The following is an 18,117-nucleotide window of genomic DNA, read 5'->3' on the forward strand; positions in this document are numbered from 1 at the left end:
GAACGAAACGGCGGCCCTCGGGCCGCCGTTTTTTTATGCCGGCACGGCGCTGTAATAGTCGCCGTCGCGTCCCACCCGCACGCGCATGCCGAAGGCATCGCTCAGTGCATCATCGGTGAGCACCTGCGCCTTGTCGCCATGGCGCAGCGCCTTGCCTTCGAGCAGCAGCAGCACGCGGCCGATCTCCGGCACGATCTCTTCGATGTGATGGGTGACCAGCAGCAAGGTGGTGCCGCCGCGCGCGAGCGTGCGCAGGCTTTCCAGGAAGTGGCGGCGGGTGGCCAGGTCCAGGCCGGCGCTGGGTTCGTCCAGCAGCAGGGCGCGCGGACGGTGCACCAGGGCGCGCGCGATCAGCACGCGGCGCGCCTCGCCGGTGGACAGCGTGGCCATGTCGCGGCCGATCAGATGCGCTATGCCCATCTGCGCCAGCGCCGCGTGCGCGCGCTCGCGCATGGCCGGCGTGGGGCGATGGCCGGGGCCGAGGCCGCGCGCGGCGTAGAAGCCCGACACCACCGCGTCGAACACTTCCAGCGGCGTGTCGGTGGTGTAGTCCAGCTGCAGCGCCGGCGACACGATGCCGAGCAGGCTGCGCAGCTCGGCCACGTGCCAGCGCTCGCGGCCGAACACGCGCACGCTGGGCTGGCCGTCGTCACGTGCCAGCGGGTACAGCTGGCGCGTCACCAGCTTCACCAGGGTGGACTTGCCCGAACCGTTGGCGCCGAGGATGGCGGTGTGTTCGCCGGCGGCGACGCGCAGGCTCAGCGCTTCCAGGATCAGCCGCTCGCCGCGCAATACGCTGGCGCGGTCCAGTTCCAGCACGGGTGCATCGGCGGCGATCGCGGGTGCGGCGTATCCGGCTGCAGTGGATTCGTGCGCCATGCGTTTACTGTTCCGCCGCGTCGGCTTGCTTGCGCTGCTGCTCGGCCTGCTGGTCGACCACTTTCTGCACGTCCTTGGCCTTCTGTTCCTGCTTCTTCAGGTCGTCGAACGGCGTGGCGACGCGCGGCGCGGGCGTGGCTTCGGCCTTGGGCGCGGGCGGCTTGCCGGAGCAGGCACAGAGAGCGAGCAGGCTGAGCGGGAGGATGAGCCGAGCTTTCATGGTGGATGCTCCACGGGGGCCGGCCCCGAGTGTCCCGCGCATGCCGTGGCGCGGCAACCTCGGGCTGGTCCCCGCGTGACCCAGGTTTTAAGCTCGCCGCATGAACAACCGCATCGACGCCTGGCAGCTGCAAGGCCATACCGCATTGATCACGGGCGCCAGCAAGGGCATCGGCTACGCCGCCGCGCGCGAGCTGGCGGGGCTGGGCGCCAACCTGCTGCTGGTGGCGCGCGACGACGATTACCTGGAACAGGTGCGCGTCGAACTGGCCGACGATTTCGAGCAGATCGAGGTGCTGTCCTTCGCCGCCGACCTCAGCGTGCAGGAGGAGCGGCTGGCGGTGTTCGACTGGATCGCGGATCTGGGCGCGCCGCTGTCGCTGCTGGTCAACAACGCCGGCGGCAATGCCCCGGCCGCGGCGCTGGAATACAGCGAGCGCGATTACCGCGCGATCTTCGAACTGAACCTGTTCTCCGCCTTCGAGATGTGCCGCCTCGCGCATCCGCAGCTGGTGCAGCATGCGAATGCGGCGATCGTGAACGTCGGTTCGGTTTCCGGCATCACCCACGTGCGCACCGGCGCGGCGTACGGCATGAGCAAGGCCGCGCTGCACCAGCTCACCCGCAACCTCGCCGCCGAGTGGGCCACCGACGGCATCCGCGTCAATGCGGTGGCGCCCTGGTATATCCGCACGCAGCGCTCGGAGCCGGCGCTGGCCGACGACGATTATCTCGACGAAGTGCTCGACCACACCCCGCTGCGCCGTATCGGCGAGCCGGAGGAAGTGGCCGCGGCGATCGCCTTCCTGTGCCTGCCGGCCGCCAGCTACGTCACGGGGCAGGTGCTGGCGGTGGATGGCGGGTTTCTCAACTACGGGTTCTGAGTTTTCTGCTCGTCATCCCGGCGCAGGCCGGGATCCAGTAGCGGTATCGCTCGGTTTTCGCGAAAGCCCTTCAAGCGCCGTCACGAAAATCACGCGCTTTCGCCACTGGATCCCGGCCTGCGCCGGGATGACGAACATGGGTCAGCGGCAATTCGCCAGCTGCCCCCGCAGCTCCTCGTCGCGCCGTTCCAGCGGCGGCCGGTCGCTCTTGAAGGCGCGGCGCAGCTTGCGCGCGTTGTCCTCGTAGTCGTCCTGCAGGGCGTGGCAGGTTTCGTTGAAGGTCATCGGGCGGCACTGGTCCTGCACCCAGACGTAGTTGTCCGACACCAGCCCCGCGGTGACCTTGCCGCGGTTGAGCTCCGGCGCCGAGGCGCCGCCGGCCCCGCCGCGGGCGAGCGGCGTCTGCACCATGCCGACCATGCCGAACGGGGCGAGATAAGGCTGGGGATCGCCGTTGCGGCTGATATAGAACTTGCCGTCGGTGGCGCGCGTGCAGGCGTACAGGCCGGGCAGGGGCGCGGACGGTGGCGGCGGGGCGGGCGAGGGTGGTGGCGGGCTGCTGTCGCGGTCGTCGCTGACGGGCTGCGGCGGCGGTGCCGGCGCGGCCGGCGTGGGGTCGGCCAGCGGCACGATGTCCTGCCGCTGCGCGCGGGGGCAGGGGCGGTCCTGGAAGGTCACCCGGCCGTCGGCGCCGGTGCACTTGTACACGGTGGCCGCGCCGGCCGGCAGGGCGGCCAGCGGCGACAGCATCAGCAGGAGCAGGACAGGTCGGCGCATCGGCAGGATTCTATGCGCGCCGGCGGCGGGCGGCTCAGAACTCCGCCTCATGTTCCTCGGCGGCGAAGCCCAGAGTGATGGCGCCTTCGCCGACGTTGACCATGCCGGTGATGCTCATCGGCGCCTCCATCAGCGCCACGCCGTGGTCGGCGCAGGCCGCGCGCAGGCCGGCATAGCCGGGCAGGCCGTCCAGCTCGGCCAGGTCGCCGCCGTAGCTGACGCACATGGCCGGCACCAGCAGGCCGGCGCGCACCCGCTGCACGGCGTAGCCGAACAGGGTCTGCGCACCGTGCTCGAAGCCGCGCACCTTGCCGGCCGGGCCGGTCTCGCCGCGGAAGCAGCGCAGCAGCGGCTTGATGTCCAGCGCCGAGCCCAGCACCGCGCTGAACAGGCCGACGCTGCGGTCGCCCTTCTTCTTGGCGCGCGCGCGCAGGTAGTACAGGTCGCGCGGCAGCATGTAGCCGTAGGAGTGGTTGGCGATAAAGGTGGCGCGCTCGCGGATCGCCGGCGGCGTCTCGCCGGCGCGGACCAGGCGGGCGGCTTCCAGGATGGCCGGCGCGGTGCCGGCGAACAGGTTGCGGGTGTCGATCACGCGCATCAGGAACTGGCCGGACAGCCCGCCCTGCTCGCGCGCCGCGCGGTAGTGCTTGAGCACCGCGAAGCTGGCCTTGTTGACGTGGTCGTTGATCGGGCTGCGGGTGGAGGTGACGGTAAGGCAGAACACGCAGTCCCGCTCCAGCACCAGTTTCTCCAGGAACAGCTTCTGCACCTCTTCCACCGAGCAGGGCTCGGTCTCGGCCGAATGGCTGCGGTCGCCCAGCTTGCGGTCGATGAAGCGGCGCACCTCGGCGGGATCGCGGTTGTCCAGGAAGGTCTCGTCGTCGACCCGCACGGTGATCGGCATCACCGTGACGCCGTGTTCCTCCAGGAAGCCCTGCGAAACGTCGCAGGACGCATCGATGGCCAGGCCCATGCGCATCTTGTCACCCCCTAGTCCGGCTGCGGCGGGAACATAACATGGGTGAAGTCCATCACAGAACGGATCGCGGCCATGCGGCACTGCGCCATGCGGAAGCCAGCCCGCCGTTCCGGCTAGAATGGCGCGGATCATTCGGCCTATCGCCGGCGTGGCGTCGCCGGTAACGCGGTGCGGGAGGCTCCCGCGCCCATCGACCTGCCAAAGGGTCCCATGAAAGACAAACAGGAAATCGTCTCCAACTGGCTGCCGCGCTATACCGGCACGCCGCTGGAGCAGTTCGGCGAGTACGTGCTGCTCACCAATTTCGGCCATTACGTGGATCTGTTCGCCGAATGGCATGGCGTGGAAGTGCACGGGCGCGACCGCCCCATGCCCAATGCCACCGCCGACGGCATCACCCTGATCAACTTCGGCATGGGCAGCCCCAATGCCGCCACCGTGATGGACCTGCTCAGCGCGGTGTCGCCCAAGGCGGCGCTGTTCCTGGGCAAGTGCGGCGGCCTGAAGAGGAAGAACGCGATCGGCGACCTGGTGCTGCCGATCGCCGCGATCCGCGGCGAGGGCACCTCCAACGACTACCTGCCGCCGGAAGTGCCGGCGCTGCCGGCGTTCCAGCTGCAGCGCGGCGTGTCCACCATGATCCGCGACCTCGGCTACGACTACTGGACCGGCACGGTGTACACCACCAACCGCCGCGTGTGGGAGCACGACGAGCAGTTCAAGGACTACCTGCGCCGTACCCGCTGCATGGCGGTGGACATGGAAACCGCCACCATCTTCGCGGCGGGCTTCCACAACCAGATCCCCTGCGGCGCGCTGCTGCTGGTGTCGGACCAGCCGATGATTCCGGAAGGGGTGAAGACCGAAGCCAGCGACCGCAGCGTGACGGCGCAGTTCGTCGAGCGCCATATCCGCATCGGCATCGAGGCGCTCAAGCTGGTGCGCCGCAACGGCCGCAGCGTGAAGCACCTGCGCTTCGAGGAAAACGTCGAGTGAAGCGATGGCCGGCGCTGCGCGCGTGCCGGCCATCCATAAAAAAAGGGCCGCTGCGAGCGGCCCTACCGGGGTGATCCAACATTATCGGCGTGCGGCACCGTCCTGGTGCCGCACGCGCTTTGTAGTGAATGCTCGGTGCTGGACTGGCGACGGACGTTCGCGCCATCGGCGATGGCGCGAACGCATCGGTGGATCGGTTTCCTTTGCATCGGACGCCATGCCGCAAAGCTGCGTGGCGGGTATGTATTGCCCGGCCGCAGCGTAAAACGGCGCTCGAATATCCGGTTCGTATTTTTTATGCAATGCGCGGCGGCGGCTGTCAAGCGCGATTAATTGACGCAAATAAACGCGACTTTGCTAATGCGCAATGGCCGGATAAATAAGTCTGTAAATGTGTTGCGATGTGTTGCGCTTAATCTAGGAATTATTCCTAGGCGCATCGCACGTTCGCAAAGAAATCGCGCGCGGCGTCATTTCTTTGCGAATACCTGCGTGGCCGCGTTCGCGCCTATTTACCGCTGCTTTCATGCATTCCGCCGCGAGCGCGCCGGCGCGCTCGCGCTCCGGCGCAATTTCTGGTGTTAAGCGCGCAATAAATCATTGTTGACGTGTCGTTATTCGCCCGATTAGGGTGATTCGAATCGCGCTGCCAGGGTCCGGTTGCGGCGTCATTGCAGCAAGGCTGCAGCGCGGTCGCTCCAATGAAAGGGTGGGAGCTTGTTGGCCATTTATTCGGAACGCCATTGCCATCGGGTAATGGCGGTGGGGATTTTTTTCCTTGATTAACTCAATTGGCGGTCTTTTCTCTGCTCGGGGGAGTAACGCATGACCAATCCGTATAGCCGGCCGGCTTCCGGCCACGTTTCCACGCGCCGCACCGCGCTGGCGCTCGCCATCGCGGCCAGCTGCGCCATCGCGGGCCAGCTGCACGCGCAGTCCTCCACCGGCTCGATCTTCGGCAACGCGCCCGTGGCATCGGGCGAGACGGTGGTGATCCAGAGCGACGGCGGCGTTACCCGCGAAGTGCCGGTGGACGCCAGCGGCCGCTACTCGGCGACCAAGCTGCCGCTGGGCACTTACAAGGTAAGCCTGAAGAAGGACGGCGCGGTGGTCGAGACGCGCGACAACATCAGCCTGACCGTCGGCGGCGGCACCCAGGTGATGTTCGCCGGCGCGTCCGAGGCGAATGCGACCAACCTCGGCAGCGTCACAGTGGTGGGCAATGCGCTGCCGGCCATCGACGTGAGCCAGATGGACTCGCGCACGGTGATCACCGCCGAGCAGCTGTCCAAGCTGCCGATCGCGCGCAGCGCGGAGTCGGTGGCGATCCTGGCGCCGGGCGTCAACGCCGGCAGCAGCTACTTCACCAGCCCGACCGGCCAGGTCCTGGTCACGTTCGGCGGTTCGTCGGTGGCGGAGAACGCTTATTACATCAACGGTTTCAACACCAGCGACCCGCTGCATAACTTCGGCGGCCTGACCCTGCCCTACGGTGCGATCGACCAGGAGCAGATCATGACCGGCGGCTACGGCGCCGCCTACGGCCGTTCCGATGGCGGCGTGATCAACCAGGTCGGCAAGCGCGGCACCAACGAATGGCATTTCGGAGCGCAGGTGGTGTGGCAGCCGAAGTTCGGCGAGGCCTCGCCGGACAACGGCATGTATCCCACCGGCCCGGCCTTCCTGTCCGGCCCGAACAGCCGCCAGGGCCAGATGTACTGGACGCGGCAGGACAACAAGTCGTGGGAGCACGTCGAGGACGCCTACTTCGGCGGCCCGCTGATCAAGGACAAGCTGTACATCTTCGGCGCGGTCGAAGCCGACCATATCGACAGCGGCGTCAATGTCGCCAACCGTTCGACCAATACCGAGCAGACCTATGGCTACTCGCGGCCGAAGTGGTACGGCAAGCTGGACTGGAACATCACCGACCAGAACATCCTCGAGCTGACCAGCGCGTCCAACAAGAGCATGTTCTCGGGCAACACCTACGCCTATGCGTATACCCAGAGCAGCTCGCCCGGCACGCGCGGCGCCTACCTGGGGCCGGCGACCTATACCAAGGACGGCGCCGACATGTGGGTGGCCAAGTACACCGGCTACATCACCGACAGCATCACGGTGGAAGCGCTGTACGGCAAGATGCGGCAGACCGACTACAGCAACGCCGAAGGCGGCGACGCGGCGTGGATCGGCAACGCCAGCTTCCAGAATCCGGCGCTGCTGCCGCCCGGTTCCAGCGGCATCAACGGCCCGCAGATCAACCAGACCGTGGACGATCCGCGTTCGCACGACAAGACCTCGAACCTGCGCTTCGACGTCAACTACAAGATCGGCAACCACTCGATCACCGCCGGCATCGACAACCTCGAAGTGCAGGCGATCGACATCGGCACCACGCCGTCCGGTCCCGGCTACTACTGGGTCTATGGCCAGGGCGATCCGAACGCACCGATCAGCACCTTGCCCGGCAACGCCGTCGGCGCGCCGGGCGGCAGCGGCTACTACGTGGCCAAGACGATCTACTCCAACTCGGCCAGCGCGCGGGTGAAGCAGCACGCGCAGTTCATCGAGGACGCGTGGCAGATCAACGACCGCATCCTGCTCACCGTCGGCGTGCGCAACGACCAGTTCACCAACTACAACCCCGACGGCGTGCCCTACCTGCGCCTGACCAAGCCGCAGCTGGCGCCGCGCCTGGGCGCGAGCTGGGACGTGTACGGCGATTCCAGCCTGAAGATCTACGCCAACGCCGGCCGCTACTACCTCGACGAGCCGGCCAACGTGGCCATCCGCGGCGCCGCGGGCAGCACCTTCACCTCGCAGTACTTCACCTACACCGGCATCGACCAGGCCACCGGCGCGCCGACGGGTCTCACCCAGATCACCCAGGACCGCTATCCGGGCGTGTCGGCTAACAACGAGTTCGGCATTCCGCCTGACCCCAAGACGGTGACCAGCCGCAACGCCAAGGCCGAATACCAGGACGAATACATCGCCGGCTTCGACAAGACGCTCGATGCGTTCGGCACCAAGTGGGTGTACGGCGCGAAGGGCACCTACCGCGTGCTGCGCAACGACCTGGACGACGTCTGCGACGACACCATCATCCAGGCCTACGCCGTGCAGCAGGGGCTGGATCCGGTGGCGGCGCTGGGCTCGACCGGCTGCTACATCATGAACCCGGGCAAGAGCGCGCAGATCAACGTGTCCGACGGCAACGGCGGCTACAGCATCCTCAATATCCCGTGGTCCGCCTGGGGCATGCCGCCGCTCAAGCGCAAGTACGTGGCCTTGAACACGTACCTGGAGCATCCGTTCGACGGCAAGTGGTACGGCCGCATCGACTACGTGTGGTCGCACAACTTCGGCAACACCGAGGGCTCGGTGCGTTCGGACATCGGCCAGACCGACGTGTCGCAGACCGAAGACTGGGACAACGCCGGCGTGATGACCAACTCCAACGGCTCGCTGGCCAACGACCGCCGCCACCAGCTGAAGATGGTGGGCTACTACCAGATCACTCCGGAGTGGCTGATCGGCGGCAACGTGCAGATCCTGTCCGGCACGCCGAAGACCTGCCTGAGCTTCTTCGGTCCGGAACAGACCGATCCGTACGCCTACGGCGTGGCCTATCACTTCTGCGGCCCCAACGGCACGCCCGCACCGTACGGCTCGACCGGCCGCACGCCGTGGCAGGAAATCGTCAGCCTCAACGGCGAATTCCGTCCGGAGTGGGCAGGCAAGAAGCTGGCGTTCGACGTGATGGTCTACAACATCTTCGACAAGCAGGTGATCACGCAGTACCGCCAGGGCTCAGTCTCCGGCCCCGGCACCCCCAGCGTGAACTGGCAGACGCCGATCTCGTACACCACGCCGCGCTACGTGCGGTTCTCGGTGAGCTACGACTTCTGACGCAAGCGGTGTCGAGGAAAAAGCCCCCGCCTTTTGGCGGGGGCTTTTTTATGCGCGGCTTTCAACAGAGCCGCCATTGCACGTCGATGCGCCACGCATTGTTGGGGTTCGCCTGCGGCTCACCCCAACCTACGCCGGCGAGATTCGACCTTGCGCTCCGCCCGGCCCCTCACCCTGCCCTCTCCCCGGAGGGGAGAGGGGTGAAGTCGTGAGGCAGGCAGGAACGAAGAGCAAAAGCTGGCCTCGGTCATTGAACATCCTCTCGGCAACGGCACGTTGAAGCAGCCGCTACGTAAACGCACTGCCGTTTCGTGTAGACCCAGGTTAATCAGACTACCGCAGCCGCCCACCGCTCCTTCTAGTCGCGTCGCGAGCCTTGGCTCTTAGGCTATTTCTCTTTGGTTACTTTCTCTTTGAGCCAGCAAAGAGAAAGTGACTCGGGCGCCGGCAGGCGTCCGAAATGCCCGCTGCATAAGCGGCCAAGTCGCGACAACCACACCTAGTCGCCACTGGATCCCGGCCTACGCCGAAATGACGAGCACAGCGCCGAAAAAAAGGGACCGCCTCACGGCGGCCCATATGGGGAGATACCAGCTGTTTGTCGGCGCGGGACCCCATCCATGGAGCCCCGCGCACTTTGGAATGCCAGACCCTTACAGCGAGAAGTCGTACCGCGCGCCCAGGCGGACGTAACGCGGATCCTGGAACGAACGCGGGCGGAAGCAGTTGATCGTCGTGTTACCCGACGGATCCTCGCACGTCTCATTGAGCTGCGTGATGCGTTGCTTGCCCAGCAGATTGAACACGTCCGCCGACAGCGTCAGCTTGTGATCGAGGAAGGCCGGCTGCCAGGCCGCGCTCAGGTTGATCGTATAGGTCCACGGCGTGCGGCCGTACGAACCGCGCGGAGCGGGCTTGCCGTTGCACCAGAAGTATGCCGCCTGGTAGCCCACCGGGTCGCCGCCGGCCGATTCCGGGCGCGCGCCGATGCAGCTGATCGGCGTGCCGGAAGTGATGCGGCTGACCGTGGAGAAGCGCCATTCCGGCGTCGGCTGGTACACGCCCAGGATGCGCAGCTGGTGCGTCTGGTCGTTGGCCAGCGGGCCGTTGGTGTTCTCCATCAGCTCCGGCGCGTCCCAGCTTTCGGTGGTGGACACGTCGGCCTGCACGATGTCGGAGTCGAGCTGGCCTTCCGAGTTGCCGTAGCTGCGCGAGAAGGTGTACTCGACCTTGGCGTACCACTTGTCGCTGAACTGGTGCTCGGCGTACATGTCGAGCATGTAGTAGCGGCGCTTGGCCTTCGGCTCGCCGATCTCGCGGGCGCTCAGCGGCACTTCGAAGTACTGGCCGGCGGCGGGCGACAGGATGAAGGTGTTGGCGTTGCCCGGGTTGTACAGCCAGCACTGCGTGCTGTTGGCGATGCCGGCGGCGACCAGCGCGCTGATGCCGTGCGCGTCGCCCCAGGCCTGGATCGGACGGCTGTCGCAGTCGTCGTCGATCAGGTTGCGCAGCACGCGGAACATGGCCTTGGCGCCGACCGTCCAGTTGTTCGGCAGCTGCTTGTCGAAGCCGAGGATGTACTCGTCCTGGTAGTAGGTCTTCAGGTCCTTCACCGACACCGTCTTGGCATCCGGCGGGGTGCCATTGGCGCCGTTGTTGTAGAAGGTCTGCGACCACGGCGCGCCCACGCTCAGGCCCTGCGGCACGCCGGTGACCGGGTCGATGCTGGTGAACGAGTAGTAGGTGGACGGGAAGGTGGACGGACCGGCGCCGCGCACGGCCACGCTGGTGGGCAGGCCGAGGTGGTAGCGGCCGGCGTTGCCGTAGACCTTCAGCGAGCTGTCGCCGTACACGTCCCAGGCGAAGCCCAGGCGCGGATCGAGCTGGTTGCGCTCCTTGGCGTAGGCGTCGCCGACGCCGTTGTAGTTGGTGAACTGCTCGTTGCGCAGGCCCAGGTAGATGTTCCAGCGGTCGGTCAGCTGCCAGTGGTCTTCGATGAACTCCGAACGCTGCGCCGTGCGCGCCGAGGTGCCGGTGCTCAGGCCCGTGCTTTCGGCGTAGTAGCCGTTGGCGAACGAGGCCGGGTTGTACAGGCTCGGGCTCAGGCCCAGGTTGGTCAGGCGCTGGGTGATGGCCTGGCCGGAGCCGAGGTCGAAGTAGCGCCAGGCAGTGCCGGTGACCGGCGCGCTGCCCCAGGTGGCGCGCAGGACGTAGTTGTCCATGCCGCCGCGGAAGTCATGGCTGCCCAGGCGGTATTCGATGTTGAAGCTCCAGCCGCTGGTCTTGTCCTTCGAACCCTCGCGCAGCGTGGTGGCGGCGCCGAACTGGCAGCTGGGCGCCGGATTGGTGGCGGCGATGGCGCGGTTGTCGGTGATCGCCGGGCACGGCGCGCCGCCGGCGCCCGTGATGTTCTGCATGTGGTCGGAGTTGCTCTTGCCGTACATCGCGTTGACCGTCAGGTCGTCGGTGATGTAGCCGGTGTAGTGGCCGATGTAGATGTTGCCGCCCGGCGTGCCGTTGGTCTGGGTGCCGTTGTAGTTCTTGGTGTACTGGTGGCCCTTGTAGCCGGTGTTCTGCAGCGTGGAGTAGTTGTAGCCGTAGATCTGCGAGTCGGTCTGCTCGTCGTCGCCGATCCCGGTGAACTCCAGGATGTGGTTGTCCGTGATGTTCCAGTCGAACTTGGTCAGCCAGCGGGTGATCTTGTTGGTGTCGTTCTGCACGGTCGAGTTGTTCGACTGCGTGCCGTAGGCGACGTCGGTCTGGCGCACCGCATCGGCGGCGCCGAAGAAGAACAGCTTGTCCTTGATCAGCGCGCCGCCGATCGAGCCGGAGTACTGCACTTCGTCGCGGTCGCGCGGCGAGAAGGCGTTGCCGACCTGGTACAGCGTGCCGTTGCGGCGATACACGTTGCGCGGCTGCTGGGCCAGTTCGCTGGGCGACCAGAACGCCTGCACGTCGCCCTTCCACTGGTTGGTGCCGCGCTTGGTCACCACGTTGATCACGCCGCCGGTGGAACGGCCGTATTCGGCGCCGTAGCCGCCGATCAGCACCTGCTCCTGGTCGATCGCGTCGTACGGCAGCTGGCGCGAGCTCACGCCGGTCAGCGGGTTGGTGGCCGAGAAACCGTTGATGTAGTAAGCGTTCTCCGACGCGGACGAACCGCCGAAGGACAGCGCGTTGCCGTAGCCGCGCGCGGCCGGCGTGGTGCCGGGCGCCAGCAGCGCGATCGAGCTGATCGAGGTGCGCGCGATCGGCAGCTTGGCCAGCTGGTCGGCGGTGAGCACGGCGCGCGAGTCCACCGAGGACACGTCGATCGCCGGCAGCGCGTTGCCCACCACCTGCACCGCGCCCAGCGTCTGCGCATTGGCGGCGCTGGCGTTGAAGGACACCTCGGTACCGCTGCTGATCGTGGTCTGCACGTCGTTGCGGCTGTCGAGCACCTTGCCGTCCTTCAGCACCGACACGTTGTACGTGCCGATCGGCAGCGAGGCGGCGCGGTAGCGGCCCTGCGCGTCGGTGGTGAGGTCGCGCTTGAGGCCGGTCTGCGTGCTTTCGATGTGGATGGTTTCTCCCGGCGCGGCCTGGCCGAAGATCACGCCCGTCGCGTTGGACTGGGCAAGCGCGATGCCGCTGCTCGCCAGGCCAAGGCCCAGGGCCAGGGCGAGTACGAGCGGGCGCCGCGGCAGCGTGGAACCACCGTAGCGTTTGGCTTTGCTGGAAGTCATGGTCGAACCTCGGTTGATGATTGTTTTGGTCGCGGACTTGAGCGAGTTCATCGAACCGGAATGCCGCCCACGGCAAAGCCATGCCCGAGGCGGGATGCCCCTGTCATGCCTGCCTTGGTAAGCCGTACTCCCCCGATTCGTCCGGATGTCCCCACATCCGGAGGCCTTTCATGGCGTGCCCCGCCGTGACTTGTGGCCTAGTCCGAAGCTACGAACCACGGATTTGTTATGCAATGGTTATCCGTCGCAGGAAAAAGCGAGCGGAACCTGCGTTGGCCCGTTTTATGCGCCGGGTAATTTTTCGCAGTTCTATCGCAAGAATTTTCGCTAAGGCGGACTTACGCAAGCCAGCGGCAAGAAACGCGAAGGGGCTTGCGGTGGGCGGGGTCGCCCTTGCGTGGCGCCAGGGCTGTGATTTCGCAGCAACTTGCGCCATGAGTGAACGGATCATAAATAAGCGGCGTGTTTTGACCGGTTTTTTCGCGCGCCGGAAACGCCAGCGGGGCCCGTAGGCCCCGCTTTTTACTAGGAATTTTTCCTAGATCGAATCAGTAGCGCGGCACGCTCGGATCGATCTCCGCCGCCCACGCGTCCATGCCGCCCTGCACGTTGTAGACGTTGCTGAAGCCGTGCGCGGCGAAACGCTCGGCCACGCCGCGGCTGGATACGCCGTGGTGGCAGATGAAGGCGATGGCGGTGTCCTTGGGCAGGGCGGCCAGGCTGTCGTAGCCGACCTCGTCCAGCACGCGGGCCTGGGCCAGCGGAGCGGCCTGGGCGCGGCCGTGGGCCGGGCGCACGTCGACCAGCACCAGGTCGCCGGCGGCCAGGCGCGCCTGCAGCTCCTGCACGGTCAGGCTCTTGATCTCCTGCGCGCCGGGGAACTTGAGGCTCAGGCCCTCGCCCTGCACGGTGGACACCCAGTCGATCACGATGCCCTTGGCGCGCTGGGCGCTGCCCGGGTCGAAGTGCACTTCGATGCCGTTGCTGCTGGACACGATGTCGTGGTCGCCGGCCGGCGCCAGCTGGAAGCCGGCGCTGTGGTCCGGGCCGATCTCCAGGTGCAGGGCCAGGCCCTGCGCATTGGCCGTGCCCTGGCGGATCGCTTCGGCGGCCTTGTCGGTGATGGTGATCTCGGGGGCGCTGCGGTCCGGCGGGGTGGCGCCGAACAGGCTGTGCAGCTCGCCGCTGGTGTACATCTGGCGAATGATGTCGGCGCCGCCGACCAGCTCGCCTTCCACGTACAGCTGCGGGATGGTCGGCCACTCGCCGTAGGCCTTGATGCCTTCGCGGATTTCCGGGTCTTCCAGCACGTTCACCGTGTGGTAGTCGGGCAGCAGCTCGTTGAGGGTGTTGGTGGCCGCGGCGGAGAAGCCGCACATCGGCTGCTGGCGGGTGCCCTTCATGAACAGCACCACGCGGTGGTTCTTGAGCAGGGTTTCGATGCGTTCGCGGGTGGCGCTGTCGAGGGACATCAGGGGGGACTCCGGTAAAGAGGGGCAATGATACGCCCCCTGCATATGCCGGCGCCCCGGGGCGGCTTCAAGCGTAGGTTGGGGTGAGCGCAGCGAACCCCAACGCCGCGATCACGGGGAAGATTTGTTGGGGTTCGCCTTTGGCTCACCCCAACCTACGTTCAGGGCCGACCGGCGAGGACGCGGCCCGCATCCTGCGGCGGCGCGTCCTTATCGCCCCGCGTCCTCGCCGCTCGTCCCTGGCGCAAGCCCCTGCGCTCAGGCCGCCGGGCGCAGCTCCGAGAGATTGCGCCGGTGCCGGGCCAGGGGCGCCAGCGCCAGGCCGGAGGCGGGCGAGGGCAGCACCAGCTCGCGGCTGGCGCGGCCGAGCGCGGCCGGCTGCTCGCTCCAGTGGATCAGCTCCATGGCGCCGGTGTGGTCCTCGACCAGGGCGGTGCAGTGCTCCACCCAGTCGCCGTCGTTGAGGTACAGCACACCGCCCATGTCGCGCACGTGGCCGAAATGGATGTGGCCGCAGATATGCCCGTCGAAGCCGCGCTCGCGCGCATCGGTGGCCACGCGTTCCTCGTAGGCGCGGATATAGGCCAGCGCCTTGCGGATATGCGACTTCACGATGATCGACAGCGGCAGGTAGGGCAGCTCCAGCCGGCGCCGCATGGCATGCACGCGGCGGTTGGTCCAGCAGATGAAGCGGTGCATCACCTCGCCCAGGTGCAGCATCCAGGTGCGACCGATCTGTTCCGGATCGAATTCGTCGCCGTGGCTGACCCGGTAGCGGCGCCCGTCGGCGCCTTCGTGCACGGCATCCAGCGCGATGCGCACGCCGCCGAAGCTCTGCCCGGCCAGGCCGCGCAGCGGGGCGTCGTGGTTGCCGGGGATATAGATCACCTCGATCCCCCGCCGCGCCATGTCCAGCACTTCGGCCAGCACCGCGCCGTGGTCGGCATGCCACCAGATGCGCTTCGAAAGCGCTTCCATGTCGATGATGTCGCCGACGAGATAAAGCTTCTCGCAGCGCAGCTTGCGCAGGAAGTCGAGCAGGTAGGAAGCCTTGCAGTCAGGCGTGCCCAGATGCACGTCGGAGATGAAGGCGCTGCGGCAGTGGAAGGTCGCCATGGCTGTCTCTCCCGGTGGTATCCGGGAGCTCAGTCTGCGCGGGGCAGGTCACCGGCTCGTGGCGGCGCGGTTGCAGCTTTGTTGCGATGCGAAAGGCGTGCTCAGGCCAGCAGGGCGCGCGCGGCCGGCAGCGCGGCTTCGGCCCATAGCGCGTATTGCGCGGCGGAGGGATGCAGGCCGTCGTCGGCGAGCAGGGCGGGGAAGTCGCGCGAGATCGGCGCGATGTCCACGAAGGCCGCGCCCATGGAGCGGGTTTCCGCGACGGCGACGGCGTTGAAGGCGTCCAGCTCCGCAGCGATGCGCGCGGTGTCGCGGCCGCTGTCGCGGGCGAACGGGGTGACGCCCCAGTCCGGAATCGACAGCACCAGCACGTGGCCGGGGCGGCCGCCGGCCAGCGCGATCGCGCGTTCCAGCAGGCGGCGGAATTCACCTCGGTACGCGTCGGCGGAACGGCCGCGGTATTGGTTGTTGACGCCGATCAGCAGGCTGGCCAGGTCGTATGGCGGCGCGAACGCGGCGGTGTCCATCGCCGCCGAGAGTTCGTCGGTGGTCCAGCCGGTGGTGGCGAGGATGATGGGGTCCGCCAGCGCCACGCCCTGCGCGCGCAGGGCGGCGGCCAGGCGCATCGGCCAGCGGCCCTCGGCGGGCACGCCTTCGCCGATGGTGTAGGAATCGCCGAGCGCGAGATAGCTGAGCATGCGGCGGTCAGGCGACCGCGCGCGTCTGCTGTCCCTCGGCCATGCGCGCGAGCACGCGCTCGATGCGCACGAACACCTCGCGCAGCTGTTCCGGCGGCGGCAGCAGGGTCAGGCGCAGATGGCGGCTGGCCGGCACGTTGAAGCTGCTGCCCGGCACCACCAGCACGGATTCTTCTTCCAGCAGGCGCAGGGCGAAGGCATTGTCGTCGAAATGCGGCACGCGGTCGGCGCGCACGCGCGGGAACGCGTACAGCGCGCCGCCGGGGGCGACCAGGTCGAGGAATTCGCTCTGCGCCACGCCTTCCAGGATCATCCGCCGCGCCTCGTGCAGCCGCCCGCCGGGCGAAGTGAGCGCGCCGATGGTCGGCTTGCTCTCCAGCGCCGGGCGCACCGCCCATTGCGCGGTGACGTTCGCGCACAGGCGCAGCGCGGCCAGCAGCTGCAGGGCGTCGCGGTAGTCGTGGGTGCGCGACGGGTCGCCGGAAAGGCTCATCCAGCCCACCCGGTAGCCGCAGGCGCGGTGCACCTTGCTCAAGCCCCCGAAACTGACGCAGGGCACGTCGCCGGCCACCCGGGCGAGCGGCTCGAACTGCGCGCCGTCGTAGAGGATCTCGTCGTAGATCTCGTCGGTGAGCAGCAGCAGGTGATGGCGCTCGGCGATGCGCACGATGCGCTCCAGCAGCTCGCGCGGATACACGGCGCCGGTGGGGTTGTTCGGATTGATCAGCACGATCGCGCGGGTGCGCGCGGTGACTAGGGCCTCGATTTCGTCCGGATCGGGCAGGTGGCCGTTCTCGGCCAGGCAGCGGTAATAGCGCGGCTGGCCGTCGTTGAGGATGGTGGCGGCGCTCCACAGCGGATAGTCCGGGCTGGGCAGCAGCACTTCGTCGCCCGGCTGCAGCAGGGCGCGCAGGCTCAGGTCGATCAGTTCGCTGACGCCGTTGCCGACGAACACGCGCTCCACTTCCACGCCGCGCGCGCCGCGGGCGCGCTGCTGGGCGGCGATGGTCTCGCGGGCTTCTTCCAGGCCCTGCTCGTGGCCATAGGCTTCGCTGTCGCGCAGGTGGGCGGCGATGGCTTCGCGCAGGTGGGGCGGGGTTTCGAAGCCGTAGCGGCCCGGGTTGCCGATATTGAGCTTGATGATCGGCAGGCCGGCGGCCTCCAGTTCACGCGAACGACGGGTAAGGGCGCCGCGGATTTCGTAGCGCACTTCAGCCAGGTGCGCACTGGGTTTGATCGGGGCCAACGTCTTGGATCCTTCGAGTGCTCAGCGCTGTGCGGCGCTTTTGGGGGTGCTTCCGCATGCTAGCAGCGGCCGCGAGGCCGTGCGAGGCGTGCGCTGGCCCGATTCCGGGCGACGTGCGGGCAGGGCATAATCGCCCCTCATGACTCAGGCCGAGACCATCGAACGTCTGCGCAGCGTCGGCTGGCGCGGCGATGCCCTCCCGGAAGGCAATCTCCGGCTGGCCCGGGTGGTGGCGCAGCACCGCGCCGGCTACGAGCTGCACGATGGTGCCTCATTGTTCGGGGCGCAGCCTGCCGGACATTTCCTGAAACGCGGCCTGGATCCCGCCGAACGCCCGTCGGTGGGCGATTTCGTCGAGCTGGAACCGGGCAGCCCGCCGCATATCGTCAAGGTGCTGCCGCGCCGCACCGTGCTGTCGCGCGCCGCGGCCGGGGAGCGCTACGAGCGGCAGATCATCGCCACCAATATCGACTACGTGCTGGTGCTGACCGGCCTGGACGGCGACTTCAACCCCGCGCGCATCGAGCGCTATCTGTCGCTGACCGAGGATTCCGGTGCCCAGCCGGTGGTGCTGCTGAGCAAGCTGGATATCCGCGAGGACGCCGAGGCCCTGGTCGCCAACCTGCGCGCGCGCCTGCCCGCCGGCACGCCGATCCACGCGGTCAACGGCAAGGACCCGGCCAGCGCGGCCGAGCTGGCGCGCTACCTGCAGCCGGGCGACAGCGCGGTGCTGGTCGGTTCCTCCGGCGCGGGCAAATCCACCCTCACCAACACCTTGCTGGGCAGGGAGCGCATGGCCACCGGCGAAGTGCGCTCGCACGACAGCCGCGGCCGCCACACCACCACGCACCGCGCCCTGCTGCAGCTGCCCAGCGGCGGTTGCCTGATCGACACGCCCGGCATGCGCGAGCTGAAGCTCACCGGCGAGGAAAACCTCGACCTGTTCGCCGACATCGACGCCCTGGCCGAACGCTGCCGCTTCGCCGACTGCGGCCACGGCAGCGAACCGGGCTGCGCGGTGCAGGCGGCGCTGGACAACGGCGACCTCTCCGCCGAGCGCTGGCGCAATTACCTCAAGCTGCGCGACGAGCGCGAAGAACAGGCCGCCACGCTGGAGGCGCGCCTGCGCCGGCAGCGCGGCGGACGTCCGCCGACCAAGCCGCACGGGCATCGCGGACGCGACAAAGAATGAAGTACCCCCGGGTCAGGAG

Annotated in this window: 13 protein-coding genes; 4 read left to right on the plus strand and 9 right to left on the minus strand. The window is 67.6% G+C overall.

Annotated elements, in window-relative coordinates; all coding sequences use genetic code 11:
* Positions 1-33 precede the first annotated feature (33 nt).
* Positions 34-879, minus strand: a complete 846-nt coding sequence (locus FHW85_RS18430) for an ATP-binding cassette domain-containing protein (RefSeq protein WP_168649228.1) — start codon at positions 877-879, stop codon at positions 34-36.
* A 4-nt stretch (positions 880-883) separates the two neighbouring features.
* Positions 884-1,099: a hypothetical protein gene (locus tag FHW85_RS18435; protein WP_168649229.1), complete on the minus strand. Its 216-nt coding sequence runs from the start codon at positions 1,097-1,099 to the stop codon at positions 884-886.
* Positions 1,100-1,199: 100 nt separating this feature from the next.
* Between FHW85_RS18435 and FHW85_RS18440 the strand changes: the two genes are divergently transcribed.
* On the plus strand, positions 1,200-1,982 hold the full coding sequence (locus FHW85_RS18440; RefSeq protein WP_167252690.1) for an SDR family oxidoreductase: 783 nt from the start codon (positions 1,200-1,202) through the stop codon (positions 1,980-1,982).
* Positions 1,983-2,123: 141 nt separating this feature from the next.
* Here the strand turns inward: FHW85_RS18440 and FHW85_RS18445 are convergent, their stop codons facing one another.
* Together FHW85_RS18445 and FHW85_RS18450 are read right to left on the minus strand one after the other, a co-directional pair.
* Entirely contained in the window at positions 2,124-2,759 is a 636-nt protein-coding gene (locus tag FHW85_RS18445; RefSeq protein WP_210427854.1) for a DUF4124 domain-containing protein, read from the minus strand.
* Between the two features lie 34 nt (positions 2,760-2,793).
* The gene (locus FHW85_RS18450) at positions 2,794-3,738 is read right to left on the minus strand and encodes a DegV family protein (protein ID WP_208399580.1); all 945 of its coding nucleotides are present in this window, start codon (positions 3,736-3,738) and stop codon (positions 2,794-2,796) included.
* Positions 3,739-3,948: 210 nt separating this feature from the next.
* On the opposite strand from FHW85_RS18450, the gene FHW85_RS18455 reads away from it, so the two are divergent.
* Positions 3,949-4,734: an AMP nucleosidase gene (locus FHW85_RS18455; RefSeq protein ID WP_167252688.1), complete on the plus strand. Its 786-nt coding sequence runs from the start codon at positions 3,949-3,951 to the stop codon at positions 4,732-4,734.
* 825 nt (positions 4,735-5,559) lie between these two features.
* The gene (locus FHW85_RS18460) at positions 5,560-8,649 is read left to right on the plus strand and encodes a TonB-dependent receptor (protein WP_168649231.1); all 3,090 of its coding nucleotides are present in this window, start codon (positions 5,560-5,562) and stop codon (positions 8,647-8,649) included.
* 653 nt (positions 8,650-9,302) lie between these two features.
* Here FHW85_RS18460 and FHW85_RS18465 read toward each other — a convergent pair.
* The 5 genes from FHW85_RS18465 to FHW85_RS18485 all read right to left on the minus strand — a co-directional run bounded on the left by FHW85_RS18465 (position 9,303) and on the right by FHW85_RS18485 (position 16,906).
* Positions 9,303-12,374, minus strand: coding sequence for a TonB-dependent receptor (locus tag FHW85_RS18465; RefSeq protein ID WP_167252686.1), 3,072 nt, complete (start codon positions 12,372-12,374; stop codon positions 9,303-9,305).
* Between the two features lie 548 nt (positions 12,375-12,922).
* The gene (gene grxD, locus FHW85_RS18470) at positions 12,923-13,846 is read right to left on the minus strand and encodes a Grx4 family monothiol glutaredoxin (RefSeq protein WP_167252685.1); all 924 of its coding nucleotides are present in this window, start codon (positions 13,844-13,846) and stop codon (positions 12,923-12,925) included.
* Between the two features lie 258 nt (positions 13,847-14,104).
* Positions 14,105-14,962 (minus strand): UDP-2,3-diacylglucosamine diphosphatase, encoded by an 858-nt coding sequence (locus tag FHW85_RS18475; protein ID WP_168649232.1) that lies wholly within the window; start codon positions 14,960-14,962, stop codon positions 14,105-14,107.
* A 101-nt stretch (positions 14,963-15,063) separates the two neighbouring features.
* Positions 15,064-15,660, minus strand: a complete 597-nt coding sequence (locus tag FHW85_RS18480; RefSeq protein ID WP_168649233.1) for an SGNH/GDSL hydrolase family protein — start codon at positions 15,658-15,660, stop codon at positions 15,064-15,066.
* 7 nt (positions 15,661-15,667) lie between these two features.
* Complete coding sequence (locus FHW85_RS18485; RefSeq protein ID WP_168649234.1) at positions 15,668-16,906, minus strand: aminotransferase class I/II-fold pyridoxal phosphate-dependent enzyme; 1,239 nt, start codon at positions 16,904-16,906, stop codon at positions 15,668-15,670.
* A gap of 139 nt (positions 16,907-17,045) precedes the next feature.
* Between FHW85_RS18485 and rsgA the strand changes: the two genes are divergently transcribed.
* Positions 17,046-18,098, plus strand: coding sequence for a ribosome small subunit-dependent GTPase A (gene rsgA / locus FHW85_RS18490; RefSeq protein WP_167252681.1), 1,053 nt, complete (start codon positions 17,046-17,048; stop codon positions 18,096-18,098).
* The last annotated feature ends 19 nt before the right edge of the window (positions 18,099-18,117 follow it).

Source organism: Dyella sp. SG609 (genome assembly GCF_012275375.1).
In the GTDB taxonomy this organism is placed as follows: Bacteria; Pseudomonadota; Gammaproteobacteria; order Xanthomonadales; family Rhodanobacteraceae; genus Dyella_D; species Dyella_D marensis.

Bases quoted from the DNA above. Each gene is read 5' to 3' on its own strand.
- FHW85_RS18430 (WP_168649228.1), bottom strand. From the start codon at position 879: ATGGCGCACGAATCCACTGCAGCCGGATACGCCGCACCCGCGATCGCC.
- FHW85_RS18435 (WP_168649229.1), bottom strand. From the start codon at position 1,099: ATGAAAGCTCGGCTCATCCTCCCGCTCAGCCTGCTCGCTCTCTGTGCC.
- FHW85_RS18440 (WP_167252690.1), top strand. From the start codon at position 1,200: ATGAACAACCGCATCGACGCCTGGCAGCTGCAAGGCCATACCGCATTG.
- FHW85_RS18445 (WP_210427854.1), bottom strand. From the start codon at position 2,759: ATGCGCCGACCTGTCCTGCTCCTGCTGATGCTGTCGCCGCTGGCCGCC.
- FHW85_RS18450 (WP_208399580.1), bottom strand. From the start codon at position 3,738: ATGCGCATGGGCCTGGCCATCGATGCGTCCTGCGACGTTTCGCAGGGC.
- FHW85_RS18455 (WP_167252688.1), top strand. From the start codon at position 3,949: ATGAAAGACAAACAGGAAATCGTCTCCAACTGGCTGCCGCGCTATACC.
- FHW85_RS18460 (WP_168649231.1), top strand. From the start codon at position 5,560: ATGACCAATCCGTATAGCCGGCCGGCTTCCGGCCACGTTTCCACGCGC.
- FHW85_RS18465 (WP_167252686.1), bottom strand. From the start codon at position 12,374: ATGACTTCCAGCAAAGCCAAACGCTACGGTGGTTCCACGCTGCCGCGG.
- grxD (WP_167252685.1), bottom strand. From the start codon at position 13,846: ATGTCCCTCGACAGCGCCACCCGCGAACGCATCGAAACCCTGCTCAAG.
- FHW85_RS18475 (WP_168649232.1), bottom strand. From the start codon at position 14,962: ATGGCGACCTTCCACTGCCGCAGCGCCTTCATCTCCGACGTGCATCTG.
- FHW85_RS18480 (WP_168649233.1), bottom strand. From the start codon at position 15,660: ATGCTCAGCTATCTCGCGCTCGGCGATTCCTACACCATCGGCGAAGGC.
- rsgA (WP_167252681.1), top strand. From the start codon at position 17,046: ATGACTCAGGCCGAGACCATCGAACGTCTGCGCAGCGTCGGCTGGCGC.